Raw genomic sequence first — 22,108 nt, 5'->3', positions numbered from 1 at the left:
GGTGCCCCGGCCCCGCTCCTACGGTTCCGGGAGCCGGGACCTCCCCGCCCCGGCACGGCAGGGCCCCGGGCCCGCCACCGCCACCGCACGCCACGCCACCGAGGGAGCCGCCATGCCGAACTTCCACTCCGGGCGCGACCGGGCGTCCCGCCCGACCCGACTGCCCTTGCGCCGCAGGGCAGTTCGCCGACTGCTCGCCGTGCCCGCGCTGGTGCTCTGCGGGGTGCTGGCCGCCCCGGCCGCCTCCGCCGCCCCCGCGCCGATGACCCAGGGCGGTCCGACTCCCGCCGCGGGCACGGCCGGTGCGCACCCCGCCGGGCACCGGGCCGCCGAGCTGACCAAGGTGCCGGACTTCGGTGCCAATCCCGGTGCGCTGAGCATGTACGTCCACCGGCCCGCGAACCTGCCCGCGAACCCGCCGGTGGTGGTCGCCCTGCACGGCTGCACCCAGAACGCGCAGGTCTACGCCGACAACTCCGGGCTGCCCGAACTCGCCGAGCGCGAGGGCTTCCTGCTCGTCCTCGCGGAGACCAGCACCGCCAACAACCTCACCAAGTGCTTCAACTGGTTCCAGGCCACCGACAACCGCCGGGGCCAGGGCGAGGCCGCCTCGATCCGGCAGATGGCCGCGCACGCCGTCTCCGCCTACGGGGCCGACTCCTCGCGCGTCTTCGTCACCGGGCTCTCCGCCGGGGGCGCCATGACCTCGGTGATGCTCGGCGCCTACCCCGACGTCTTCTCCGCGGGCGCGGTCGTCGCCGGGCTGCCGTACGAGTGCACCAAGGACAACAGCCCGTACCTGTGCATGAATCCGGGGGTCGACCTCAGCCCCGAGCAGTGGGCCGAGCGGGTCCGCGCGGCGAACCCCTCCTGGAACGGGCCCTGGCCCCGGGTGGCCATCTGGCACGGCGAGAAGGACACCACCGTCGCCCCGCGCAACGCCGATGAACTCCGGGACCAGTGGACGGCCCTGCACGGCCTCTCCCAGACCCCGGACCGGGTCGGCAGCATCGGCCCCAACTCCACTCGCCAGGAGGAGTACGTGGGTACGGACGGCAAGGTCGCCGTCGAGGTCGACCGGGTGCCCGGCATCGGTCACGGCACCCCCGTCGACCCCGGAACCGGCGCCGAACAGTGCGGCAGCACCGGCGCCCCGTACTTCCTGGCCTCGATCTGCTCCAGCCACTGGATCGCCAAGTTCTTCGGCCTGAGCGGCTCCTGACCCTTCCCCTGGCCCTCGGCCCCCCTGCCCTGTCCCCCAACTGCCGGTCCTCAAGCGGACGTTGGCGGCACTCCAGCCGTCAACGTCCGCTCGACCGACAGCGACAGCGACAGCGACAGCGACAGCGACGGCGACAGCACTTCTCCCCGTACAGCACTTCTCCCCGTACAGCCACGTCTTTCCGTACCGCACCTCGCCCCCGGAGGCCCGTATGCCGTTCCCCGGCACTCCCGCAGGACGGCCACGCCGCCCCCGCCCCCGCGCCCTGCGGTGCCTGCTCGCGGTGGCCGCCCTCGGGCTGCCGCTGGCCGTCGCCGTCCCGCCCTCCGTCGCGGCACCCGCGGGGGAGGGCGCCGCGGCAAGGTCGCGGGCGGCCGGCCACTGCGCGCGGCAGGGGCAGCTCCACGTCCCCGGGGCCGCGCACCAACAGGCCGCCTGCCTCGCGGAGTTGACCACCGCGGGCACCGCGGACTCCGGGCACACCGACCCCGCCGACTGGGCCGGGCTGACCCCCGCGGGCCTGGCCGTGCCCCGCGGCGTCCCCGGCATCCAGATCGACGGCTACTTCCCCGACACCTCCACCACCAACACCAACCACGGCTGGAACCACGACTCCCAGTTCGTGATCCGGCTGCCCGACCGCTGGAACGGCGGCCTCGTCGTCTCCGGCACCCCCGGCAACCGCGAGCAGTACGCCAACGACCGCGCCATCGCCGACTGGGTGCTCTCCCGCGGCTACGCCTTCGCCGCCACCGACAAGGGCAACACCGGCGCCGCCTTCCACCGCGACGGCCGCCGCCCCGGTGACGCGGTCGCCGAATGGAACCACCGGCTGACCCAACTCACCCGCGCCACCAAGGCGTTGACCACCCAGCGCTACGGCAGGCCCCCGTCCCGCACCCTCGCCACCGGCCTCTCCAACGGCGGCTACCTGGTGCGCTGGCAGCTGGAGAACCATCCCGAGCTGTACGACGGCGGCGTCGACTGGGAGGGCACCCTCTGGCGCGCCGAGGGCCCGAACCTCCTCGGCTTCCTGCCGCCCGTACTGCGCCACTACCCGGACTACGCGGCGGGCGGGCCGGGTGCCGGGCGCGCCCGTGAGGCCCTGTACGCGGCGGGCCAGCCGCGCGGCTCGGAGTTCCTGTGGCCGTACCACCACCAGAACTACTGGGACCTCACCCAGCGTATCTACCGCGAGGAGTTCGACCCCGGCTACGACGGCGCCACCGAGGCGGGCACCCCGTACTGCACCCCCGGCACCCCGCACTGCGACGCCGACTACGCCTACGCCGACCGGCCCCCGCGGGTGCACCGCGCCGTCCAGCGGATCGCCCTCACCGGCCGCCTCGGCAAGCCCCTGCTGACCCTGCACGGCACCCTCGACGTCCTGCTGCCCATCAGCCGGGACTCCGACGTCTACGCCCGGATGGTGAAGCAGGCAGGCCGCGGCGCCCTGCACCGCTACTACCGCATCGAGGACGGCACCCACACCGACTCCCTCGCCGACACCTTCCCCGACCGCCTCCGCCCCCTCCTGCCCTGCCACCGCTCCGCCTTCACCGCCCTGGAGACCTGGCTCGGCCACGGCACACCCCCGCCCCCGAGCCACACGGTCCCGCGGCCGCCGGGGGCCGGTCCGGGGGAGCTGCTGAGGGAGTGCGCGCTGGACGGTGCGGGGGACTCCCGGGCGCGCTGAACCCGCCTGCGGGGCAAGGCCGTTCGGGACACGCAGGCCGTCCGGGCGGCCGTGCCTCAGCGGCCCGCGGCCGTGCCTCAGCAGTCCGTACGGGTGTGCCTCAGCGGTCCGTGCGGCCGGGCCTCAGCGCGCGAGTCCTTCCAGGCGGGTCGCCGCCTCCGCCAAGGTCTCGTGGCGCTTGCAGAAGGCGAATCTGACCTGGGTGCGGCCCGCCTCCGGGTCGTCGTGGAAGACCGAGTTGGGGACGGCGACCACCCCGCAGCGCTCCGGCAGCGCGAGGCAGAAGGCCGCGCCGTCCTTCTCGCCCAGCGGTGAGACATCGGTCGTGATGAAGTACGTGCCCTGCGGGCGGTGCACCGCGAAGCCCGCCCGCGCCAGCCCCGCCGCCAGCAGGTCCCGCTTGCCGCGCAGATCCTCGCGGAAGCCGGTGAAGTAGGAGTCCGGCAGCGCCAGGGCCTCGGCGATCGCGTACTGGAAGGGACCGGACGAGACGAAGGTCAGATACTGCTTGGCGGTCCGCACGGCGGCCACCAGAGCGGGGGAAGCGGTCACCCAGCCGACCTTCCAGCCGGTGAACGAGAAGGTCTTGCCCGCCGAGGAGATCGACACCGTACGCTCGCGCATGCCGGGCAGCGAGATCAGCGGGATGTGCTCGCCCTCGAAGACCAGGTGCTCGTACACCTCGTCGGTGACCACCAGGAGATCGTGCGCCACGGCGATCTCCGCGAGGGCCAGGGCCTCCTCGCGGGTGAGGACCATACCGGTCGGATTGTGCGGCGAGTTCAGCAGCAGCAGGCGGGTGCGCGGGGTGATCGCGTCCCGCAGCCGGTCCAGGTCGGGACGGAAGTCGGGGGCGCGCAGGGTCAGCGGGACCCGGGTGGCCCCGGCCATGGCGATGCTCGCGGCGTAGGAGTCGTAGAACGGTTCGAAGGCGATGACCTCGTCGCCCGGTTCGAGCAGGGCCAGCATCGAGGCGGCGATCGCCTCCGTGGCCCCCGCGGTCACCAGGATCTCGGAGTCGGGGTCGAAGTCCAGCCCGTAGAACCGCTGTTGGTGCGCGGCGATCGCGGCGCGCAGCTCGGGGACGCCGGGGCCGGGCGGGTACTGGTTGCCGCGGCCGTCGCGCAGGGCGCGTACCGCCGCCTCCCGGACCGCCTCCGGGCCGTCCGTGTCGGGGAAGCCCTGGCCCAGGTTGATCGCCCCGGTCTTCACCGCCAGCGCCGACATCTCCGCGAAGATCGTGGAGCCGTGCCCCGCCAGCCTCCGGTTCAGCAGCGGCCTGTCACCCATCGCTCCACCCATCCTCGCAACTCTCCTCGCATCCGTCCCCGCCAGGGGCCACGCCCCGCCTCATGCTGCCAGCCTCCGGCGCCCGGGGCCGCCCATCCTCCCGGAACCGCGACGGCTCGGGGAAAGCTCTGGGAAAGCTCAGTTTCCCCCGCCGAACCTCTGGAGTTCCTCAACTTGCCTTTGAGCCCGCACCCCTTCGGGAATCTTCGGGGCAGCCGCACAGAAAAGAAGATCCGTACGCCGGAACCCGAACGCGGGCAGTTCTCCGCGGACCGAGAGCACGGGAGAAGGCGTTATCGCGCGGCGCAAGCGGAATCACGAGCGGAAGCGGAAGGGGAAGGGGCGGGGAGCGCCGGAACCGGATTGCGGGAAAGGCGCTCAGAAGTGAACTGACAGGCGGAAGCCGAAGCAGGCGAACGCGTCAGAAGTGGCGGCGAAGTCGTCGGAAGTGGCAAGGCCGCCGGAATCACCGACGTAAGGAAAGGACCGGCCCTCCCGGCCGGTACGGGGGAAAGGAAGAGGTGGTTTCCATGTTGCTGTGGGGCATCGGAGCGGTGGTGGTGGTAGGCGTCGTGATCGGCGCACTCGCCCTGCAGGCCTCCTCACGCACAGGGGCCGGAAAGAGCTGGTACGCGGACGGGCACGACCCCTCGCGCCGCCGCTCCCGCCGCCACGGCGCGGGAGGCGGCACGGCCGGAGGCGGCGCCGTCGGCGGATACGGCTGCGGCGGCGGAGGCTCCTCCTCCTGCGGCGGCGGCTCGTCCTGCGGCGGGGGCTCCTCCTGCGGTGGTGGCGGAGGCGGCTGCGGAGGCGGTGGTGGCGGCTGCGGCGGTGGCGGCAGCTGACCGGCCGCCCTCCCGCAGCACACGGAGGCGACTCCTCGGACCGACCGAGTGACGCAGGAGGCTCCTTCGGACCGAGCGGAGGAGACTCCCCGGATCCCTCGGGGGCGTTCCGCGGGATCACCTGAGGCGACCCCTCGCCTCAGGCGCAGACGACCGGGTGCCGTCACGGGGCAGCACCCGGCCCGGGCCGGACGGTGCAGGGGGGACACCTCCGGCCCGCACGGGCCCCGCGCGAGATCGGGCCCGCGCACGGCCGGTACGGGGAACGGGGAAACGAACCGGCCACAAGAAGCGTCCGTCGGGAACCGTATCCGGCGGGCGCTTCGTCATGGCGGGAGAACAGGTGAACTGTGCAGCCCTCGGGGGGATGGAAATCCTACGAAGTTGGGTAAAATCGCTGTGGCGGCAGCGCAGTTCATGATTCCCTCTACGCGTCAGCGCAGCCCTCGGACATCTCGTGGGCACGAGCCGGCACCACCGATCTCCCGGTCCTCTCCGGGCCGATCCGCGGTCCCCACGCCGGGAAGCGCCGGCCTCAACTCCTCAGCGTGCTTAGCGGAGCCGACCCATGCTCACGACCCTGAACACCGCCTATTCAGACACGCGCGCGGACGACCTCGCCTGGGCCCTTGGGCGCGAACCATTGCCCGCGCTCGCCTCCCTCGACCTTGAACTCTCAAACGTCCGCCTCCAGTTGCGACTCCTCGGCGCCTCCCACCAAGTCATCCTCGAACAGGAGGAAGGCATTTGCTCGGAGACCGTCGCCTGCATCCCGGGCAGCCGCACCCCCTTACCCCTCGGCGTCGCCAAGCGCATCGGCGACCGCGAATACGAATTCGCCGCCCGCGTCGAGACCCTCTCCCAGGGGCAGTTCGCGGGCCGCGCCCAAGAACTCATCGCCCTCGTCTCCGAGCATCCGCACGGCCTCGCCGGAGTCTTCCCCGGCAGCCCCTACGCCTTCACCGCCCTCCTCGCCCAGTGCCACGACGGCCAAGTCCACTGGCGCACCTGGCACGCCTACCCGCAGGACGGTCAACTCGTCGCCACCCGCACCCGGGTGGGCGCCCCCGTCACCGCGGCCCTGTGACGCCCTCCCGCCCGGGCGCTGTCCGGAATCACGCGCGTGGGTGACCGGACGGCCCCGGACGGTGACGTAGCGTTCCCCGGGTGATCGAACCGCCCACCGCCGTCCGCACCCGCCCCGACAGGAGCGGCCACACCCCGGCACCCCTGCCGGTACGGGAGCGGACCGGACGCCTCCTCGTCCTCGCGGGCGTCTTCGTCTGCGCGGCCTGCGGACTCGTCTACGAACTCGAACTCGTCGCCCTCGCCTCCTACTTGATCGGCGACTCGGTCACCCAGGCCTCCGTCGTGCTCTCCGTCATGGTCTTCGCCATGGGCATCGGCTCCCTGCTCGCCAAACGCCTCCGCCCCCGCGCCGCCGTCGCCTTCGGCGCCCTCGAAGCCCTCCTCGCCCTCGTCGGCGGCCTGAGCGCCATGGCCCTCTACGCCGTCTTCGCCTGGACCGGCGGCTGGGGCGGCGCCTGGGCCGAGGGCTCCCGCTGGCTCCTCGTCGCCTTCTCCCTCACCATCGGCCTGCTCATCGGCGCCGAAGTACCCCTGCTCATGGTGCTCATCCAGCGCATCCGGCGACAGGACGCGGGCAGCGCCGTCGCCGACCTCTTCGCCGCCGACTACGTCGGCGCCCTCGTCGGCGGACTCGCCTTCCCCTTCCTGCTCCTGCCGCGCTTCGGCCAGCTCACCGGCGCCCTCCTCACCGGCAGCATCAACGCCGTCGCCGGCGCCGCCCTCGTCCTCGGCCTCTTCCGCCGCGACGTCAGCCCCCGCGCCCGGCGCGCCCTGCTCGCCGCCAACCTCGCCGTCCTGCTGACCCTCGGCACCGCCGCCGCCCTCGTCGACGACTTCGAACGCGCCGCCCGCAGAGCCGTCTACGGCGACGGCGTACGCGTCGCCCTGCGCACCGGACAGCAGGAAGTCGTCCTCACCGGCGGACCCGACGGCCCCCTCGACCTCTTCCTCGACGGACGCCTGCGGGTCAGTGCCCGCGACGGACGCCGCTACCACGAAGCCCTCGTCCACCCCGCCATGAACGGCCCGCACGCCCGCGTCCTGATCCTCGGCGGCGGTGACGGCCTCGCCGCCCGCGAAGTGCTGCGCCACCGGGACGTCCGGCGCGTGGACATCGTCGAGGCCGACCCCGGCGTCACCGCCCTCGCCCGCACCGACCCCGCCCTGAGCGCCCTCAACGACCACGCCCTCCGCGACCCCCGCGTCCACATCAGGACCGGCGACTCCTTCGCCCGGCTGCGCACCACCACCCGTACGTACGACGTCATCGTCTCGGATCTGCCCGGCCCCGGCGGCACCGCGGGCGCGAAACTCCACTCCCAGGAGTTCTACGGCCTCGCCGCACGCCGGCTCGCCCCGCGCGGCCGCCTCCTCGTCCACGCCGGGCCCTTCGCCGCGGGCTCCCGCAGCTTCTGGACCGTCGAGGCGAGCATCCGCGCGGCGGGGCTGCGGACGGTGCCTTATCGGGTTGGGGGGCGGGGGGTCGGGGCGGGGAGTGGCGGGTCGGGGAGTGGTCCGGCTTTGGGGGCGGGGGCGGGTGCGGGATCTGGTTCGGGTTCGGGTTCGGTGTCTGGTCGGGGTGCGGCATGGGGGTCGGGGACAGCGTCCGGGGTGGGTGCTGACCGTGGCCGTGCTCGGGCCGCCCGGGACTGGGGGTTCGTCCTCGCCGGGCGTACGGCTCCTGTCCTCGGGCTGGACTCGGCGGGGCCGCGGCTGGGGTCCCTGGACTCGGCGGACCTCGCGGAGGGGGCTCGGGCGGCCCAGCGGGGTCGGGGCGGGGAGGCGCCGGGGCCTTCGACGTTGGTGCATCCGCGGTATGGGGGGTGAGGGGCTGGGCGTGTGGGGAGGTGGGGGCGGTGCTGTGTGGGGTGCTCCGGTGCCAGGGCTGGTCGTAGGTAGGGCGGGTGCGGGTGCGGGGCCGGGTGCGCGTGCGTGCGCAGGGGCGGCGGTGTGCGAGGGGCGCGGGGCGGGTCGTGCGGGTGGTCCGGGTGGGGCTCGATGGTGGTGGGTGCCTGTAGGTGTCCGTGGGTTCGTGGGGCGGGGTGAGCGGCGAAAACCGGGGCGGTTGTTTCGGTTCCGGGGAGGGCATGTGGAGGGGAGCCGTGGGTAGGCTCGGCTGACATGGAGCATGAGGTGTTCGTTCCGCTGCCCGCCGCACCCCTGAGGCAGGCCCTCGCAGACCCGGCACGGGCGGCTCGCGCGGTGCCCGGGCTCCAGCAGGACGCGGGCGCCGCCCCGGTCACCGGTCGGCTCAAGCTGCGCCTCGGCAACACCAGCGTCACCTACCGCGGTCGGCTGAGCCTCGCCGAGAGCACCGAGGGCACGTTCACCGCGCAGGGCGAGGCCACCGAGGCCAGGGGCACCGGCACCGTCTCCTTCGCACTGGACCTGCGCCTCACCGAGGCCCCGGACGGCACCACCCTCACCTTCTCCGGCACCGGCACCGCCGACGGCCGCCTCACCGAACTCCCCGCCGAGACCGTGGAGTCGGCCCTCCGCCGCCTGCTCGCACGGTTCGCGGAGAACTTGGGGCGCGGCGCGGAGGGCAGCGGGGAGCGGGGTACCGGCACTACCGGCACCGCGGGCTCACCCGAGGACGTCGGCTCGGCGGGCTCGCCGAAAGGTGCCGCCGCGACGCCGCCCGAGGGCGCCACCACGAGCGGTACCGGAGCTGCCGGTGACGGCTTGGAGCGGGGCGGGCGGGCCGCTGAGGAGGGCGGGGCCGGGGACTCTTCCGGGGCTGGGGACTCGTCTCGGTCCGGGGATTCGTCTCGGTCCGAGACCTCCGGGCCCGAGAGCTCCGGGCCAGGGGATTCCGAGCCAGGGGACGCCGGGCCAGGGGGCTCGGGATCTGCGGACGCGGGATCAGCGGATGCCGCCGCTGCGGGTGAGGCGCCGTCCTCCTCCTCGCTGTTCGACGCCGAGGTGCCGCCGCCCTCCCTGGAGCCGTACGGCGACGAGGATCTCGACGAGGACGCACTCGAAGGCACGACGGGGGCAGGCACGGAGCAGCACGCCGAACCTCCGGCCGAGGCCGCCCACGCCCGGCGCACCATGATCGGCCGCAGCGCGGAGGAGGTCGACCACGCACCCCCGCGCGGCCGGTACGCCCCCGTCCTCGCGCCCGACTCCTTCGCGGCCGGCGCCACCCTGCGCTGGGCGGCACCCGCCGCCGCACTGGTGGTGGCCTCGGCCATCGTCGTCGGGCGGGCCTTGCGCCGACGGCGGTGACTTCGCCGGTCCGAGGGCTCTGACGAGGGCTCTGAGGTGTATGAGGCGGCCTGAGGACGCGGTATACGCGGGCGGGGGCTGACCGGGAGCCATGCGGGGTGCGGTCTCCTTGGCCACTTCCGCTTCTGGGGGCCCTCCCCCCCCGCCCCCACCCCTCCCCTCGCCCCACCACCCTCGCCCACCCGAGGCCACCCCACCACCCCGCCCGCGCCTCACCCCCACACCCCACCCCATCGCATGCCCCCCACCCCCGCACCCCATAGGGTCGGCTGCGTGAGTAGTAGGGATGCCATCACGCTGACCGCGGGCGACGCGGAGGTGACCGTGCGGCCGGACAACGGCTGCCGGGTGCAGAGTCTGCGGATCGGCGGCACGGAGTTGCTGCGTCAGGGGGAGCGCTACGGCTGTTTCCCGATGGTGCCCTGGTGCGGCCGGATGCGGGACGGGCAGTTCCGCAACGGCGGGCTCCAGCACCGGATGCCGCTCAACGCCCCGCCGCACGCCATCCACGGCACCGGTCGCAACCTGCCCTGGCGCACCGCCCGGCACAGCGACACGACCGCGACCTTCACCTACGAACTAGCCGATCCGCACGCTCCCTGGCCCTATCCGGGGACCGTGACCCAGCTGGTCGAACTCGCCGCGGACGGCAGCGCGGTGACCTTCACCATGGGTATCGAGACCTATGACGACTCCTTCCCCGCCCAGGCGGGCTGGCATCCGTGGTTTCTGCGCAACCTCGGCAAGGACACCGAGGATGTGCGGCTGGACTTCGCGCCCGCCTGGCAGGAGCAGCGGGGCGAGGACAAGCTGCCGACCGGCAAGCGGCTGGACCCGGCGCCGGGGCCCTGGGACGACTGCTTCGGTATGCCGGAGGGCGTCGATGTCACCCTGACCTGGCCCGGGCAGCTCGAACTCAAGGTCAGCAGCCGCGAGCAGTGGGTCGTCGTCTTCGATGAGCAGGAGGCCGCCGTCTGCGTGGAACCGCAGACCGGTCCTCCCAATGGCATCAACACCGAGCCGCGCCTTGTCACACCCATCGACCCCCTCGAAACGTCCATGACCTGGTCCTGGCGACGGCTCTAGGGTTACGGGGAGTGGGGGCTGCGCGCCAGGCCTGTGGATAACTCTGCGGAGCGGGGCCGTTTTCCGGGCGCCTGTGGACAACCGGGGGTGTGCCGGAGGCGGCCCGTAGGATTTCGCCCATGAGTGACGTACGTGGCGCGCTGCTGCAGCAGATCAAGGACAAGGCCGTGGTGCACGGCAAGGTGACCCTCTCCTCCGGCCTGGAGGCGGACTACTACGTGGACCTGCGCCGCGTGACCCTGGACGGCGAGGCCGCCCCGCTGGTCGGGCAGGTGATGCTCGATCTGACCGCGGACCTGGAGTACGAGGCGGTCGGCGGGCTGACGATGGGCGCCGACCCGGTCGCCGGGGCCATGCTGCACGCCGCCGCCGCGCGCGGCCGGAGCCTGGACGCCTTCGTGGTGCGCAAGGCCGCCAAGGCGCACGGCATGCAGCGCCGCGTCGAGGGGCCCGGCATCGAGGGCCGCCGGGTGCTCGTCGTCGAGGACACCTCCACCACCGGCGGCTCCCCGCTCACCGCGGTCGAGGCGGTGCGCGAGGCGGGGGGCGAGGTGGTCGCGGTGGCCACCATCGTGGACCGGGCGACCGGCGCGGGCGAGAAGATCTCCGAGGGCGCCGGGGTCCCGTACCTCTTCGCCTTCTCCAAGGACGAGCTGGGCCTCGACTGAGGCGGCCACCGCGGCCGGGCGGCCGTACCCGTCGGTAGTGCGCCGGGCGGCCCAGTAACGGAACGGCGCCCACCGCACCGGCGGGGACGATGGGCGGGCGGTCTGCGAAGATGAACCGGGACGACAGGCAGCGCCGCCGTCGCCATCCCCTGGATCAGGGTCGGTACCACAGACACCCCGCACACCATCAAGGAGCGGACAGATGCCCATCGCAACCCCCGAGGTCTACAACGAGATGCTCGACCGGGCAAAGGCAGGCAAGTTCGCCTACCCGGCCATCAATGTCACCTCCACGCAGACCCTGCACGCGGCGCTGCGCGGCTTCGCCGAGGCGGAGAGCGACGGCATCATCCAGATCTCCACGGGCGGCGCGGAGTTCCTCGGCGGCCAGTACAAGAAGGACATGGTCACCGGTGCGGTGGCGCTCGCCGAGTTCGCGCACATCGTGGCCGCGAAGTACGGCGTGAACGTCGCGCTGCACACCGACCACTGCCCCAAGGACAAGCTCGACGGCTACGTCCGCCCGCTGCTCGCGATCTCCGCCGAGCGGGTCAAGAACGGCGCCGAGCCCCTCTTCCAGTCGCACATGTGGGACGGCTCCGCCGAGACGCTCGCCGACAACCTGAGCATCGGTGAGCAGCTGCTCGCCGAGGCCCGCGCCGCCAAGATCGTCCTCGAGGTCGAGATCACCCCGACCGGCGGCGAGGAGGACGGCGTCACCCACGAGATCAACGACGAGCTGTACACCACCGTCGACGACGCCCTGCGCACCGCCGAGGCCCTCGGTCTCGGCGAGAAGGGCCGGTACCTGCTCGCCGCCTCCTTCGGCAACGTCCACGGCGTTTACAAGCCGGGCAATGTCGTGCTCCGCCCCGAGCTGCTGAAGGACCTCCAGGAGGGCGTCGCCGCGAAGTACGGCAAGCCCGCGGGGTCGCAGCCCTTCGACTTCGTCTTCCACGGCGGCTCCGGCTCCACCGAGCAGGAGATCCTCACCGCCCTGGAGAACGGCGTCGTCAAGATGAACATCGACACCGACACCCAGTACGCCTTCACCCGCCCGGTCGTGGACCACGTCTTCCGCAACTACGACGGTGTCCTGAAGGTCGACGGCGAGGTCGGCTCGAAGAAGGTCTACGACCCGCGCAGCTGGGGCAAGTCCGCCGAGGCGGGCATGGCCAAGCGCGTCACCGAGGCCTGCGGCCACCTGCGCTCCACGGGCACCCGCCTGAAGTAGCCCGCCGGTCTCCCGCGCGTCCCAGGGCCCGGTCCCGCTTCGGCGGGGCCGGGCCCTGCCGCGTCCGAGGGCCTCGGCGGGCAGCCCCCCGACCACGGCTCGGGCCCCGGGGCCCTGGTTATGGTGGGGGTACCATAACCATATGGCTCTGAAGAAGACGACCGTGATGGTCGAGGAAGAGGACCTCAGGCTGATCAAGGCCGCCGCGGTCCGGGACGGGCGCCCCGAGTCGGAGTACTTCCGCGAGGCGTTCCACCTCGCGGCGCTGCGTGCCCAGCGCTGGGAGGACGAGGACTGGACGATCCCCATCCTGGACTTCGGCGGACCGGTCACCTCGCGCGATGTCGACGAAGCGGTGGCGGATGCCCTGGAGGAACGGGGCGAGTGATCCTCATCGGTGACACGTCCGGGCTGGTCGCCGCCCTCAACGCTTCGGACCCCGAACACGCCAGAGCACGCTCCGCCCTGCGGACCGCCGCCACCACGGTGGTCTCGCCGCTGGTCTTCATGGAGATCGAGCACATCACCACGCGCAATGTGAGCCGGGAGGCCGCGCATCTCGTGGAGGACTGGCTCCTCGACCAGGAACGCACCCTGCGTGTGGTCATCCCCTCCGTGCAGGCCGACGACCTGCGCAAGGCCCGGCTCGTCCAGCGCCGGTACGCCGCGCTGCGCCTCGACCTCGCCGACGCGGTCAACGTCGTACTGGCGGAGACCTACGAGACCGACTGCGTGCTGTCGCTGGACCGCCGCGACTTCCGCGCGATCCGACCGCTCACCGGCCACGAGGCCTTCCGGCTGCTACCCGACGATCTCTGAGGGGTTCGCCCGCCGCCGGGCCGTCTCCGAGACCGGCTCCGCTCACTCGCGCCCCCACCCCACCCGCACCTGCCAGACTTGAACCCATGGGAATTCACGAGAACCTGCTCGGGGGACCGCCCCCGACCGAGCTGCCCGACGATCCGCAGCCGCGTGAGCTGCTGGCCGGCGGCACCCCGCCCACCGAAGTGGCGGCGAAGTACCCGACCTCCTCGCTCGCCTGGGCGCAGCTGGCCGACGAGGCCTTCGAGGCGGGGCGCGTGGTGGAGTCGTACGCCTATGCGCGGACCGGCTACCACCGCGGGCTCGACGCCCTGCGCCGCGCCGGCTGGAAGGGCCACGGGCCGGTGCCCTGGGAGCACGAGCCCAACCGGGGCTTCCTGCGCGCCCTGCACGGGCTCGCCCGCGCCGCCCAGGCGATCGGCGAGAGCGAGGAGCACCAGCGCTGCACCCAGTTCCTGAAGGACTCCTCGCCGACCGCGGCCCAGACCCTCGGCTGAAGCCGAAGCCGAAGCTGAAGCCGCCTCGTTCGGCCGGGGCCCTGGCCTCCGGCCGAAGCGCGTATCGCGGCACCGGCCCGCCAGGTCACATAGGTCTCACCCTGCGTGACCAGGCGGGCCTTGCCTTTTCCGGGCACGATTGCGGAGGATGCCCGGTGGGGACCGGGGCCCCCGTGCCGACATGGCAGGGGCGGACCGCTACCCGGAGCAGTACCGAGGAGACAGCGAATGTCCCACGAGACACCGCATCTCGACACGGAGGGCGCGCAGCCCGGGAGCCCCGCGAACGGCGGCCCCGGCGGCGGATCCCCCGGCGGTGAGGGCCTCGCAGGCAAGACCCGCGACGCCCGGGATTCCCGCGCAGAGCACTCCGGCGCCCCGCATCCCGGCGCCGGGCAACCCGCCGACAAGGCCCCCGGCACCGAGTCTGCGCACGCCCCCAGCCCCGAAGCGGCGCACGGCCACGGCCCCGAAGCAGCCCACGCCCAGGGTCCCGAAGCCGTCCACACCCACAGTCCCGCGACCGGGCACGACGGCCCCGAGGCCGCGCACACCCACGGCGAGACCCCCGAAGCGGCGCACGGTGACGCCCCCGAAGCGGCGGACCCCGACAACCCCGAGGCGCCGAACTTCGACTTCGCGGACACCACCCCCTACGAGGACTACGTCCAGGCGGACGTCCTCACCCACTTGCAGCACCCGCTCTCCGAGGATCCCGGAGAGATGGTCTTCCTGGTGACGACCCAGGTCATGGAGCTGTGGTTCACCGTGCTCGTGCACGAGTGGGAGACCGCCTCGCGCGCGCTGCGCCGCGAGGACCTGCCCGTCGCGATCGCCGCGCTCAAGCGCAGCGTGCGCGAGCTGGAGGCGCTGAACGCCTCCTGGACGCCGCTCGCGCAGCTGACCCCGGCGCAGTTCAACTCCTACCGGAGCGCGCTCGGCGAGGGCTCGGGCTTCCAGTCGGCGATGTACCGGCGGATGGAGTTCCTGCTCGGCGAGAAGTCCGCGTCGATGCTCGTGCCGCACCGCGGATCCCCCCGCGTGCACGCCGAGTTGGAGAAGGCGCTCGCCGAACCCAGCCTGTACGACGAGGTGTTGCGCTTCCTGCACCGCGCCGGCCATCCCGTGCCCGACGCCGTGCTGGAGCGCGACCTGCGGCTCAAGTACCAGTCCTCGCCCGAGGTCGAGGAGATCTGGGCGCGGATCTACTCCGGCGAGGAGAGCGCGCCCGAGCAGCGGCTCGGCGAGGCGCTGACCGATGTCGCCGAACTCGTCTGGCGCTGGCGCAACGACCATCTGGTCGCCACCCGCCGGGCGATGGGCTCGAAGGTCGGCACCGGCGGCTCGGCGGGCGTCGCCTGGCTGGAGAAACGTGCCACCAAGAACGTTTTCCCCGAACTGTGGTCCGCGCGCAGCCGTGTCTGAGGGGGCAGCCGTGTCGGGAGGGAAAGGGACCCGGATGAACCCGGTCGACGCAAGCACGGACGAGAGCGAAGAGGTCGGCAGGGGAGGGGCAGCCGCCGCCGGTGGCAGCCCCGGCGAGAGCCTTGCCGGGCGGGCCGCGGCGCTCGACGCGGTGGACGAACTCGCCGCGTACCGCGAGCTGTTCGTGCTCGACGAGACCGTCTATCTGGACGGCAACTCGCTGGGCGCGCTGCCGCGTTCGGTGCCCGGGCGGGTGGCCGATGTGGTGGCGCGGCAGTGGGGTGAGCTGCGGATCCGGTCCTGGGAGGAGAGCGGCTGGTGGAGCGCTCCCGAACGCATCGGGGACCGTATCGCGCCCCTGGTCGGCGCCGCCCCCGGGCAGATCGTGGTCGGGGACTCGACGAGCGTGAATGTCTTCAAGGCACTGGTCGGCGCGGTACGGCTGGTCCGCGGACGCGAGGAGCAATCAACTGGCGCTCCGGGCAACGAGATTGAGGGTCAGTCAACTGACGTGCACAGCAATGCAGTTGAGTCCCTGATCTCGCCAGCCCGGGACGCGTCCCCCGTCCGGGACGAGATCCTGGTGGACGCGACGACCTTCCCCACGGACGGGTACATCGCCGAGTCCGCCGCGCGGATGACCGGTTGCCGTCTGCGCCCGGTCGACCCGGGCGAGGTCCGGGCGGCGCTCGGGCCGCGGACGGCCGCGGTGCTGCTCAACCACGTCGACTACCGCAGCGGGCGGCTGCACGACCTGCCCGGTCTGACCGCCGCGGTGCACGAGGCGGGCGCGCTCGCCGTCTGGGACCTGTGCCACAGCGCGGGCGCGCTGCCGGTCGGCCTGGACGAGCACGGCGTGGACCTCGCGGTGGGCTGTACGTACAAGTACCTGAACGGCGGCCCCGGTTCGCCCGCGTACCTGTACGTGCGCCGCGAGCACCAGCCCCGGTTCGACTCCCCGCTGCCGGGCTGGAACTCGCACGCGGAACCCTTCGGCATGCAGGCGCGGTACGCGCCCGCCGAGGGCGCCCTGCGCGGCCGGGTCGGCACCCCGGACATCCTGTCGATGCTGGCGCTGGAGACCGCGCTCGACGTCTGGGAGGGGGTCTCGGTCGAGGCGGTGCGGGCCAAGTCGCTCCGGCTCACGGACTTCTTCCTGGAGTGCGTCGCCGGGTACGTCCCGCCGGGCCGGGTGGAGACCGTGACCCCGCTCGCGCACGCCGAACGCGGCAGCCAGGTCGCCCTGCGCTGCCCGGACGCCGGGGAGGTCATGCGCCGCCTGATCGCCCGCGGGGTGGTCGGCGACTTCCGGCACCCGGACGTCCTGCGCTTCGGCTTCACCCCGCTGTACGTCGGCTTCGCCGAGGTGGAACGGGCGGCCAGGGCGCTCGCGGAGGAGCTGGCCTGAGAGGGGGTCAACTGGCCAGAGTGTAAAGGCGGATCGCCCGGGTCGGGCCGTAACTCCCGCCATACAGGCGCGACTTCTTGGAAGGGCGGACCTGACTCCGCTGCTCCTGAAGGAAGTTGCCTGAGGCGGAAGGCCTGACAGCTCGACCTGACAGCTCGACAAGGGACGGGAGGACCGCAGGAGACACCGCTCTCCCGCGGCCCTCCCGCGGTCCTCCCGCGCCGCCCCGCCTGCCGGGCCGCCACCCCGTCGGAGCCTCCCCGCAACCCCCACCCCGCCGCCGCAACCGGAACCACTTCCGCATCCGTCGATCACCGCAGAGGACGGACTGCTACCGTCCGTTCAATAATCAACAGTTGTCAGTTGTCAGTTGTCAGTCGTCTGGAGGAACCCGCTCCGGACGCCCGGCCCTTGGAGAGGTTGCCCATGCCGGACGACGAGGCCGATCCGCCGGAGGCCTCCGGCGGGCGCGGCAGCGGCGCCGCCCGTGCGGCGGATCGCTACGCGGAAGGGCGTACCTCCGCCCGTCCCGCCCCCTGGACGGCGGAGGACGCGACAGGCACCGGAGGCGGCGCGGCCGGGGAGGCCACCCGGGCGGCCGCCGCCCGCGACGCCGCCGAGGAGAGCGCGGCGTTCGCGCACCGGCCGGTGCCCCCGGACGCCACCGCCGCCTACGGCTGCGGCTCCGAGCAGGTCATCGACTTCTACGCGCCCCGCGGCGCCGTCGACGGGCCGGTCCCGCTGGTGGTCGCCCTGCACGGCGGCGCCTGGCGGGCGCCCTACGACCGGGGCCACCTCAGCCCCTTCGCGGACTTCCTCGCCCGGCGCGGGCTCGCGGTGGCGAACGTGGAGTACCGCCGCGGAGCCGCCGCCGCTCCCGGCGGCGGGCTGATCGCCGGGCGCTGGCCGGACACCTTCGACGACGTGGCCGCCGCCCTGGACGCACTCCCCGACCTGGCGCGCACGGCCCTGCCGGAGGCCGACGTCCGCCGCCTGGTGCTGACCGGCCACTCGGCGGGCGGCCACCTCGCGCTGTGGGGCGCCGCCCGCCACGTACTGCCGAAGGACTCGCCCTGGTACGCGCCCACCACGCCCGCGCTGCGCGGGGTGGTGGCGCTCGCCCCGATCGCCGATCTCGCGCTCGCCGACAAGCTCAATGTGTGCGCCGGGGCGGTGTGCCAACTCCTCAGTCCCCGTGAGGAGTTCCCGGCGCGGCTGCGGCTCGCGGACCCGTACTCGCTGCTGCCGACCGGGATCGCCACCACGCTGGTGCACGGCCGGGAGGACATCGTGGTGCCCGCCGCGGTCTCCGAGTCGTACGCGGACGCGGCGGCGGAGGCGGGCGAGCCGGTCGGTCTGACCCTGCTCGACGAGGTGGGCCACTTCCCGCTCATCGACCCCGCGGCGGACGCCTGCGCGGTGGTGGCGGAGGAGATCCGCCAACTGGCCTGGTGAGCTGAGGACTTGGGGTCACCCGGCCGGTGCCGGTCGAGCCGTTCCGGGACGCGGGGGGCCGGACGCCGCCGTCGGTGAGGGGAGGCGGCGGACACGACACGGACGCCCCGGCCGGTTCACCCGCCTCTCCGGCGCGGTTACCGTCGGCGCATGTCCGTCTTCGCGCCCGAGTCCCCGCAGTTCGTCGCCGACCCGTACCCCGCCTACGCCGAGCTGCGCGCCGCCGGGCGGGTGCACTGGTACGAGGGTTCGGGGCAGTGGCTGGTGCCCCGGCATGCCGACGTCTCCGCGCTGCTGCGCGACCGGCGCCTCGGCCGCACCTACCAACACCGGTTCAGCCACGAGGAGTTCGGGCGCACCCCGCCGCCGCCCGAGCACGCGCCCTTCCATCTGCTCAACGACAACGGACTGCTCGACCTGGAGGCCCCGGCGCACACCCGGATCCGGCGGCTGGTCGCCAAGGCCTTCACCCCGCGCACGGTCGAGCGGCTCGTGCCCTATGTGCACCGGCTGGCCGACGAACTGGTCGAGGAGCTGGTCGAGAGCGGCGGCGGTGACCTGGTGAGCGCTCTCGCGGAGCCGCTGCCGGTCGCCGTGATCGCCGAGATGCTCGGCATCCCCGAGGCCGACCGGCACCTGCTGCGGCCCTGGTCGGCGGAGATCTGCGGGATGTACGAGCTGAACCCGGGGCCGGAGACGGCGCGGCGGGCGGTGCGGGCCTCGGCCGAATTCTCCTCCTATCTACGGGAGTTGATCGCCGAGCGGCGCGGCAGGCCCGGCGAGGACCTGATCTCCGCGCTGATCGCCGCCCACGACGAGCACCTCGACGACGGCGGCGAGGAGCGGCGGGCGGCCCCGGGCAGACTGAGCGAGCAGGAGATGATCTCCACCTGCGCGCTGCTGCTCAACGCCGGGCACGAGGCCACGGTCAACACCACCGCGGGCGGCTGGTGGACCCTGCTCCGCCACCCCGGGGAGCTGGCCCGGCTGCGCGCCGAACCCGCCCTGCTGCCCACGGCGATCGAGGAACTCCTGCGCCACGACACCCCGTTGCAGCTCTTCGAGCGCTGGGTCCTGGAGGACATCGAGATCGGCGGCACCGTCCTGGAGCGCGGCAGCGAGGTCGCCCTCCTCTTCGGCTCCGCCAACCGCGACCCGGAGGTCTTCACCGCACCCGACCGCCTCGACCTCGGCCGCCGCCACAACCCGCACCTCAGCTTCGGCGCCGGGATCCACTACTGCCTCGGCGCGCCCCTGGCCCGTATCGAACTCACCGCCTCCTTCGGTGCCCTGCTCCGCCGCGCGCCCCGGCTGAGCCTGGCCGCACCGCCGGTGCGCAGGCCGGGCTTCGTCATCCGCGGGCTGAGCGAACTGCGGGTGGCGGTCTGAACCGCCGTACCTGAGAAGCCTGTTGGAGGAGGGCCCGGTGCACGCACGGCGCCCCCGGCCTGGGACAGACCGGGGGCGCCTCGGGGGAGGGAGAAGGGGAGGGGAGCCCGTGACCAGGGCGGGGGGTCCCTGGTCACGGGCGGTTCTGGGAGCTCCGCTGGCAGGAGGCTCCGGTACGGGGGATCCGGTACCGGGGAGCCGGTCCCGTACTAGGAGATCTGGTCCCGGCGGCGCAGGCCCGCGAGGCCCGCGGCGACCAGGGCCACCGAGAGGACCAGGAGCACCACGACGGGCGTCCACTGCATCTCGGGACCGGGCAGCTTCGGCAGGTGGCCGAAGGGCGAGATGTTCATGACCGACTGGGGCAGGTCGGCCGCCGGGCCGATCCAGCCGAGCGCCAGGCACAGTCCCGCCGCCGCCCAGCCCAGGGTGGCCGCTTTCGGCACCACCGCGTACAGGACCAGGGCGATCCCGGCGAGCACCCACACCGCGGGGACCTGCACGAGGCTGGCGCCCAGGATGTCCGGTGCCTGGTCGCCGTAGCCGATGGCCATGCCGGCGCCGCCGGCGAGCAGGATCACGGCCGCGCCGCCGAAGGCGACGGCGAGGTGGCCGGCCGCCCAGGTGATGCGGCTGACCGCGTTGGAGAGCAGCGGCTCGGCGCGCTGGGAGGTCTCCTCGCCGTGCAGGCGCAGCACCGAGGCGACCGCGTACAGCGCGGCGATCATGCCGAAGAGGCTGACCATCGAGGAGAGGAAGGCCTCCGTGATGCCGGACTGGCCGCCCATCCGCTCGAAGAGGTCACGGGTGGACTCGTTGTCGCCGACCAGGTCGGCGGCGCCCTCGGCCATGCCGCCGAAGAGGATCCCGGCGAGCAGGAAGCCGACCGTCCAGCCGAAGAGGCTGCCGCGCTGGAGCCGCCAGGCCAGACCGCCCGCGGTGGCGAGCCGGCCCTCGGCGGGCCCGGGCCGCGGCGGCAGGAAGCTGAGGCCGAGGTCGCGGCGCCCGGCGAGGGTGTAGGCCGCGGCGACGGTGACCAGGACGGCGAGCGCGAACAGGCCGAAGACGCCCCAGCGTTCCTCGCCGAAGGCGCGGACGTTCTCCGCCCAGCCCAGCGGGGAGATCCAGTTCAGCGGGGAGGAGGCGTCGTCGGTGGCGGCGTCGCCCGCGGCGCGCAGCGCGAAGAAGACGCCGAGGACCGCCGCCGTCATGCCCTTGGCGAGCCGGGCGCTCTCGGTGATCTGCGCGACGATCGCGGCGATCCCCGCGAAGAGCATGCCGACCCCGCCGAGCGCGAGACCGAAGGCGAAGGCGCCGCCCTGCCCCTCCGCGGACAGTCCCGCGGTGACGAGCAGCACGATGCCGAGGTTGGCGATCAGCGCGGTGAGCAGGGCCGCGGTCAGCGGGGCGCGGCGGCCCACCATCGCGGAGGAGACCATCTCCTGGCGGCCGGTCTCCTCCTCCTCGCGGGTGTGCCGTACGACCAGGAGCAGGCTCAGCACCGCGGCGATGACGGTGGCGAAGGCCCCGTAGCGCCAGGCGACGAGTCCGCCGATGGAGTCGTCGAAGACCGGCCCGTACAGGGCGCGCAGCGAGCTGTTGCCGGTCATGTCGGTGGCGACCTGGGCGCGCTTCTCGGCGGTGTCGTAGACACCCTTGAGTCCGCCCGCGGCGCCGCCGACGACACCGCCGACGACCAGGACCCACACCGGGAGCATGACCCGGTCGCGGCGCAGGGCCAGGCGCAGCAGGGCGCCGGTTCCGGCGAACTGCCGGGTGCCGCCGCCGCGTCGGACGGCGGGCAGGGCTACTGCGGTCATCGGGCCACCGCTTCCCGGCCCTGGTCCTGGGCGGCGTTCTCGTCGCCGTCGGTCTGGTAGTGCCGCAGGAACAGCTCCTCCAGGGTGGGCGGCGTCGAGATCAGCGAGCGCACCCCGGCGTCGGTGAGCGCGCGCAGCACCGCGTCCAGCTTGTCGGTGTCGGCCTGCAGCTTGACCTTGCCGCCCTGCACCTCGACGTCGTGCACGCCGGGCAGGGAGGCGAGCCCGTCGGCGGTGCCGACCAGCTCCGCGGTGAGGCTGGTGCGGGTCAGGTGCCGCATCTGCGCGAGGGAGCCGCTCTCCACGGTCTTTCCCTTGCGGATGATGCTGACGCGGTCGCAGAGCGACTCGACCTCGCTGAGGATGTGCGAGGACAGCAGCACGGTACGGCCGCGGTCGCGCTCCTCGGCGACACAGCTCTGGAAGACCTCCTCCATCAGCGGGTCGAGGCCGGAGGTCGGCTCGTCCAGGATGAGCAGGTCGACATTGGAGGCGAAGGCCGCGACCAGGGCGACCTTCTGCCGGTTTCCCTTCGAGTAGGTGCGTCCCTTCTTGGTCGGGTCCAGCTCGAAGCGCTGGATCAGCTCGGCGCGGCGCGCCTTGTCCAGGCCGCCGCGCAGCCGCCCGTAGAGGTCGATGACCTCGCCGCCGGAGAGGTTGCGCCACAGCGTGACATCGCCCGGCACGTACGCCAGGCGGCGGTGCAGCTCGACCGCGTCGTTCCACGGGTCCTGGCCGAGGAGCTGGGCGGCGCCGCCGTCGGCGCGCAGCAGGCCCAGCAGGACCCGGATGGTGGTGGACTTGCCGGCGCCGTTGGGGCCGAGGAAGCCGTGGACCTCACCCGTCTCGACTTCCAGGTCGAGACCGTCAAGTGCGTGTGTCCGCCCGAACGACTTGCGCAGGCCGGAGACCGTGATTGCCTTCGTCATGA

General features: G+C 73.3%; 17 protein-coding genes and 2 pseudogenes. 16 read left to right on the top strand and 3 right to left on the bottom strand.

The genetic code is table 11. From position 1 onward, the window contains the following. Nucleotides 1-112: 112 nt before the first annotated feature. Both MID12_RS13695 and MID12_RS13690 read left to right on the top strand, forming a co-directional pair. Nucleotides 113-1,219 (top strand): annotated as a pseudogene (locus MID12_RS13695) (alpha/beta hydrolase family esterase); the annotation flags it as partial. Between the two features lie 214 nt (nt 1,220-1,433). After that, nucleotides 1,434-2,918, top strand: coding sequence for a tannase/feruloyl esterase family alpha/beta hydrolase (locus MID12_RS13690; RefSeq protein ID WP_263167354.1), 1,485 nt, complete (start codon nt 1,434-1,436; stop codon nt 2,916-2,918). A gap of 123 nt (nt 2,919-3,041) precedes the next feature. On the opposite strand, the gene MID12_RS13685 is transcribed toward MID12_RS13690, so the two are convergent. Continuing rightward, the gene (locus MID12_RS13685) at nt 3,042-4,208 is read right to left on the bottom strand and encodes a pyridoxal phosphate-dependent aminotransferase (protein ID WP_040250408.1); all 1,167 of its coding nucleotides are present in this window, start codon (nt 4,206-4,208) and stop codon (nt 3,042-3,044) included. Nucleotides 4,209-4,738: 530 nt separating this feature from the next. Here MID12_RS13685 and MID12_RS13680 point away from each other — a divergent pair. The 14 genes and pseudogenes from MID12_RS13680 (at nt 4,739) to MID12_RS13615 (ending at nt 19,357) form a co-directional block, all read left to right on the top strand. Continuing rightward, nucleotides 4,739-5,053, top strand: coding sequence for a hypothetical protein (locus MID12_RS13680; protein ID WP_040250404.1), 315 nt, complete (start codon nt 4,739-4,741; stop codon nt 5,051-5,053). A gap of 568 nt (nt 5,054-5,621) precedes the next feature. Next, nucleotides 5,622-6,140 (top strand): DUF2617 family protein, encoded by a 519-nt coding sequence (locus MID12_RS13675; protein ID WP_040250401.1) that lies wholly within the window; start codon nt 5,622-5,624, stop codon nt 6,138-6,140. Nucleotides 6,141-6,220: 80 nt separating this feature from the next. After that, complete coding sequence (locus tag MID12_RS13670) at nt 6,221-7,969, top strand: polyamine aminopropyltransferase (RefSeq protein WP_411576953.1); 1,749 nt, start codon at nt 6,221-6,223, stop codon at nt 7,967-7,969. Nucleotides 7,970-8,263: 294 nt separating this feature from the next. After that, entirely contained in the window at nt 8,264-9,373 is a 1,110-nt protein-coding gene (locus tag MID12_RS13665) for an SRPBCC family protein (RefSeq protein WP_263167350.1), read from the top strand. Nucleotides 9,374-9,646: 273 nt separating this feature from the next. Further along, the gene (locus MID12_RS13660; RefSeq protein WP_040250396.1) at nt 9,647-10,459 is read left to right on the top strand and encodes an aldose epimerase; all 813 of its coding nucleotides are present in this window, start codon (nt 9,647-9,649) and stop codon (nt 10,457-10,459) included. 119 nt (nt 10,460-10,578) lie between these two features. Beyond that, on the top strand, nt 10,579-11,127 hold the full coding sequence (gene pyrE / locus MID12_RS13655) for an orotate phosphoribosyltransferase (RefSeq protein ID WP_040250393.1): 549 nt from the start codon (nt 10,579-10,581) through the stop codon (nt 11,125-11,127). Between the two features lie 202 nt (nt 11,128-11,329). Next, nucleotides 11,330-12,361, top strand: coding sequence for a class II fructose-bisphosphate aldolase (fbaA, locus tag MID12_RS13650; RefSeq protein WP_040250390.1), 1,032 nt, complete (start codon nt 11,330-11,332; stop codon nt 12,359-12,361). A 142-nt stretch (nt 12,362-12,503) separates the two neighbouring features. Next, complete coding sequence (locus MID12_RS13645) at nt 12,504-12,749, top strand: hypothetical protein (RefSeq protein ID WP_040250387.1); 246 nt, start codon at nt 12,504-12,506, stop codon at nt 12,747-12,749. Next, nucleotides 12,746-13,180, top strand: a complete 435-nt coding sequence (locus tag MID12_RS13640) for a PIN domain-containing protein (protein ID WP_263167343.1) — start codon at nt 12,746-12,748, stop codon at nt 13,178-13,180. The genes MID12_RS13645 and MID12_RS13640 overlap by 4 nt, the downstream gene beginning before the upstream one ends. A gap of 86 nt (nt 13,181-13,266) precedes the next feature. Further along, entirely contained in the window at nt 13,267-13,680 is a 414-nt protein-coding gene (locus MID12_RS13635) for a DUF3151 domain-containing protein (RefSeq protein WP_040250379.1), read from the top strand. 612 nt (nt 13,681-14,292) lie between these two features. Beyond that, a pseudogene (locus MID12_RS13630) lies at nt 14,293-15,105 on the top strand (tryptophan 2,3-dioxygenase family protein); the annotation flags it as partial. Between the two features lie 34 nt (nt 15,106-15,139). Beyond that, nucleotides 15,140-16,513: a kynureninase gene (locus tag MID12_RS13625; RefSeq protein ID WP_263167340.1), complete on the top strand. Its 1,374-nt coding sequence runs from the start codon at nt 15,140-15,142 to the stop codon at nt 16,511-16,513. 426 nt (nt 16,514-16,939) lie between these two features. Next, the gene (locus MID12_RS13620) at nt 16,940-17,968 is read left to right on the top strand and encodes an alpha/beta hydrolase (RefSeq protein WP_263167339.1); all 1,029 of its coding nucleotides are present in this window, start codon (nt 16,940-16,942) and stop codon (nt 17,966-17,968) included. Between the two features lie 150 nt (nt 17,969-18,118). Further along, nucleotides 18,119-19,357, top strand: coding sequence for a cytochrome P450 (locus MID12_RS13615; RefSeq protein WP_263167336.1), 1,239 nt, complete (start codon nt 18,119-18,121; stop codon nt 19,355-19,357). A gap of 209 nt (nt 19,358-19,566) precedes the next feature. Here the strand turns inward: MID12_RS13615 and MID12_RS13610 are convergent, their stop codons facing one another. Continuing rightward, nucleotides 19,567-21,177: an ABC transporter permease gene (locus MID12_RS13610; RefSeq protein WP_263167332.1), complete on the bottom strand. Its 1,611-nt coding sequence runs from the start codon at nt 21,175-21,177 to the stop codon at nt 19,567-19,569. After that, complete coding sequence (locus tag MID12_RS13605; protein ID WP_040250371.1) at nt 21,174-22,106, bottom strand: ABC transporter ATP-binding protein; 933 nt, start codon at nt 22,104-22,106, stop codon at nt 21,174-21,176. Before MID12_RS13605 ends, MID12_RS13610 begins: the two co-directional genes overlap by 4 nt. Between the last annotated feature and the right edge of the window lie 2 nt (nt 22,107-22,108).

The sequence above is a fragment of the Streptomyces sp. SCSIO ZS0520 genome, assembly GCF_025643355.1.
Taxonomy (GTDB): Bacteria; Actinomycetota; Actinomycetes; order Streptomycetales; family Streptomycetaceae; genus Streptomyces; species Streptomyces physcomitrii.
Note: the sequence above shows the minus strand (reverse complement) of the source record. Positions and strands in the feature narration are given on the sequence as shown.

What these genes read in the sequence shown, in the direction of transcription:
- MID12_RS13645 (WP_040250387.1), top strand. Translation starts at nt 12,504, where the DNA reads ATGGCTCTGAAGAAGACGACCGTGATGGTCGAGGAAGAGGACCTCAGG.
- MID12_RS13615 (WP_263167336.1), top strand. Translation starts at nt 18,119, where the DNA reads ATGTCCGTCTTCGCGCCCGAGTCCCCGCAGTTCGTCGCCGACCCGTAC.
- MID12_RS13625 (WP_263167340.1), top strand. Translation starts at nt 15,140, where the DNA reads ATGAACCCGGTCGACGCAAGCACGGACGAGAGCGAAGAGGTCGGCAGG.
- MID12_RS13605 (WP_040250371.1), bottom strand. Translation starts at nt 22,106, where the DNA reads ATGACGAAGGCAATCACGGTCTCCGGCCTGCGCAAGTCGTTCGGGCGG.
- MID12_RS13635 (WP_040250379.1), top strand. Translation starts at nt 13,267, where the DNA reads ATGGGAATTCACGAGAACCTGCTCGGGGGACCGCCCCCGACCGAGCTG.
- MID12_RS13680 (WP_040250404.1), top strand. Translation starts at nt 4,739, where the DNA reads ATGTTGCTGTGGGGCATCGGAGCGGTGGTGGTGGTAGGCGTCGTGATC.
- MID12_RS13665 (WP_263167350.1), top strand. Translation starts at nt 8,264, where the DNA reads ATGGAGCATGAGGTGTTCGTTCCGCTGCCCGCCGCACCCCTGAGGCAG.
- MID12_RS13620 (WP_263167339.1), top strand. Translation starts at nt 16,940, where the DNA reads ATGCCGGACGACGAGGCCGATCCGCCGGAGGCCTCCGGCGGGCGCGGC.
- pyrE (WP_040250393.1), top strand. Translation starts at nt 10,579, where the DNA reads ATGAGTGACGTACGTGGCGCGCTGCTGCAGCAGATCAAGGACAAGGCC.
- MID12_RS13690 (WP_263167354.1), top strand. Translation starts at nt 1,434, where the DNA reads ATGCCGTTCCCCGGCACTCCCGCAGGACGGCCACGCCGCCCCCGCCCC.
- MID12_RS13685 (WP_040250408.1), bottom strand. Translation starts at nt 4,208, where the DNA reads ATGGGTGACAGGCCGCTGCTGAACCGGAGGCTGGCGGGGCACGGCTCC.
- fbaA (WP_040250390.1), top strand. Translation starts at nt 11,330, where the DNA reads ATGCCCATCGCAACCCCCGAGGTCTACAACGAGATGCTCGACCGGGCA.
- MID12_RS13675 (WP_040250401.1), top strand. Translation starts at nt 5,622, where the DNA reads ATGCTCACGACCCTGAACACCGCCTATTCAGACACGCGCGCGGACGAC.
- MID12_RS13610 (WP_263167332.1), bottom strand. Translation starts at nt 21,177, where the DNA reads ATGACCGCAGTAGCCCTGCCCGCCGTCCGACGCGGCGGCGGCACCCGG.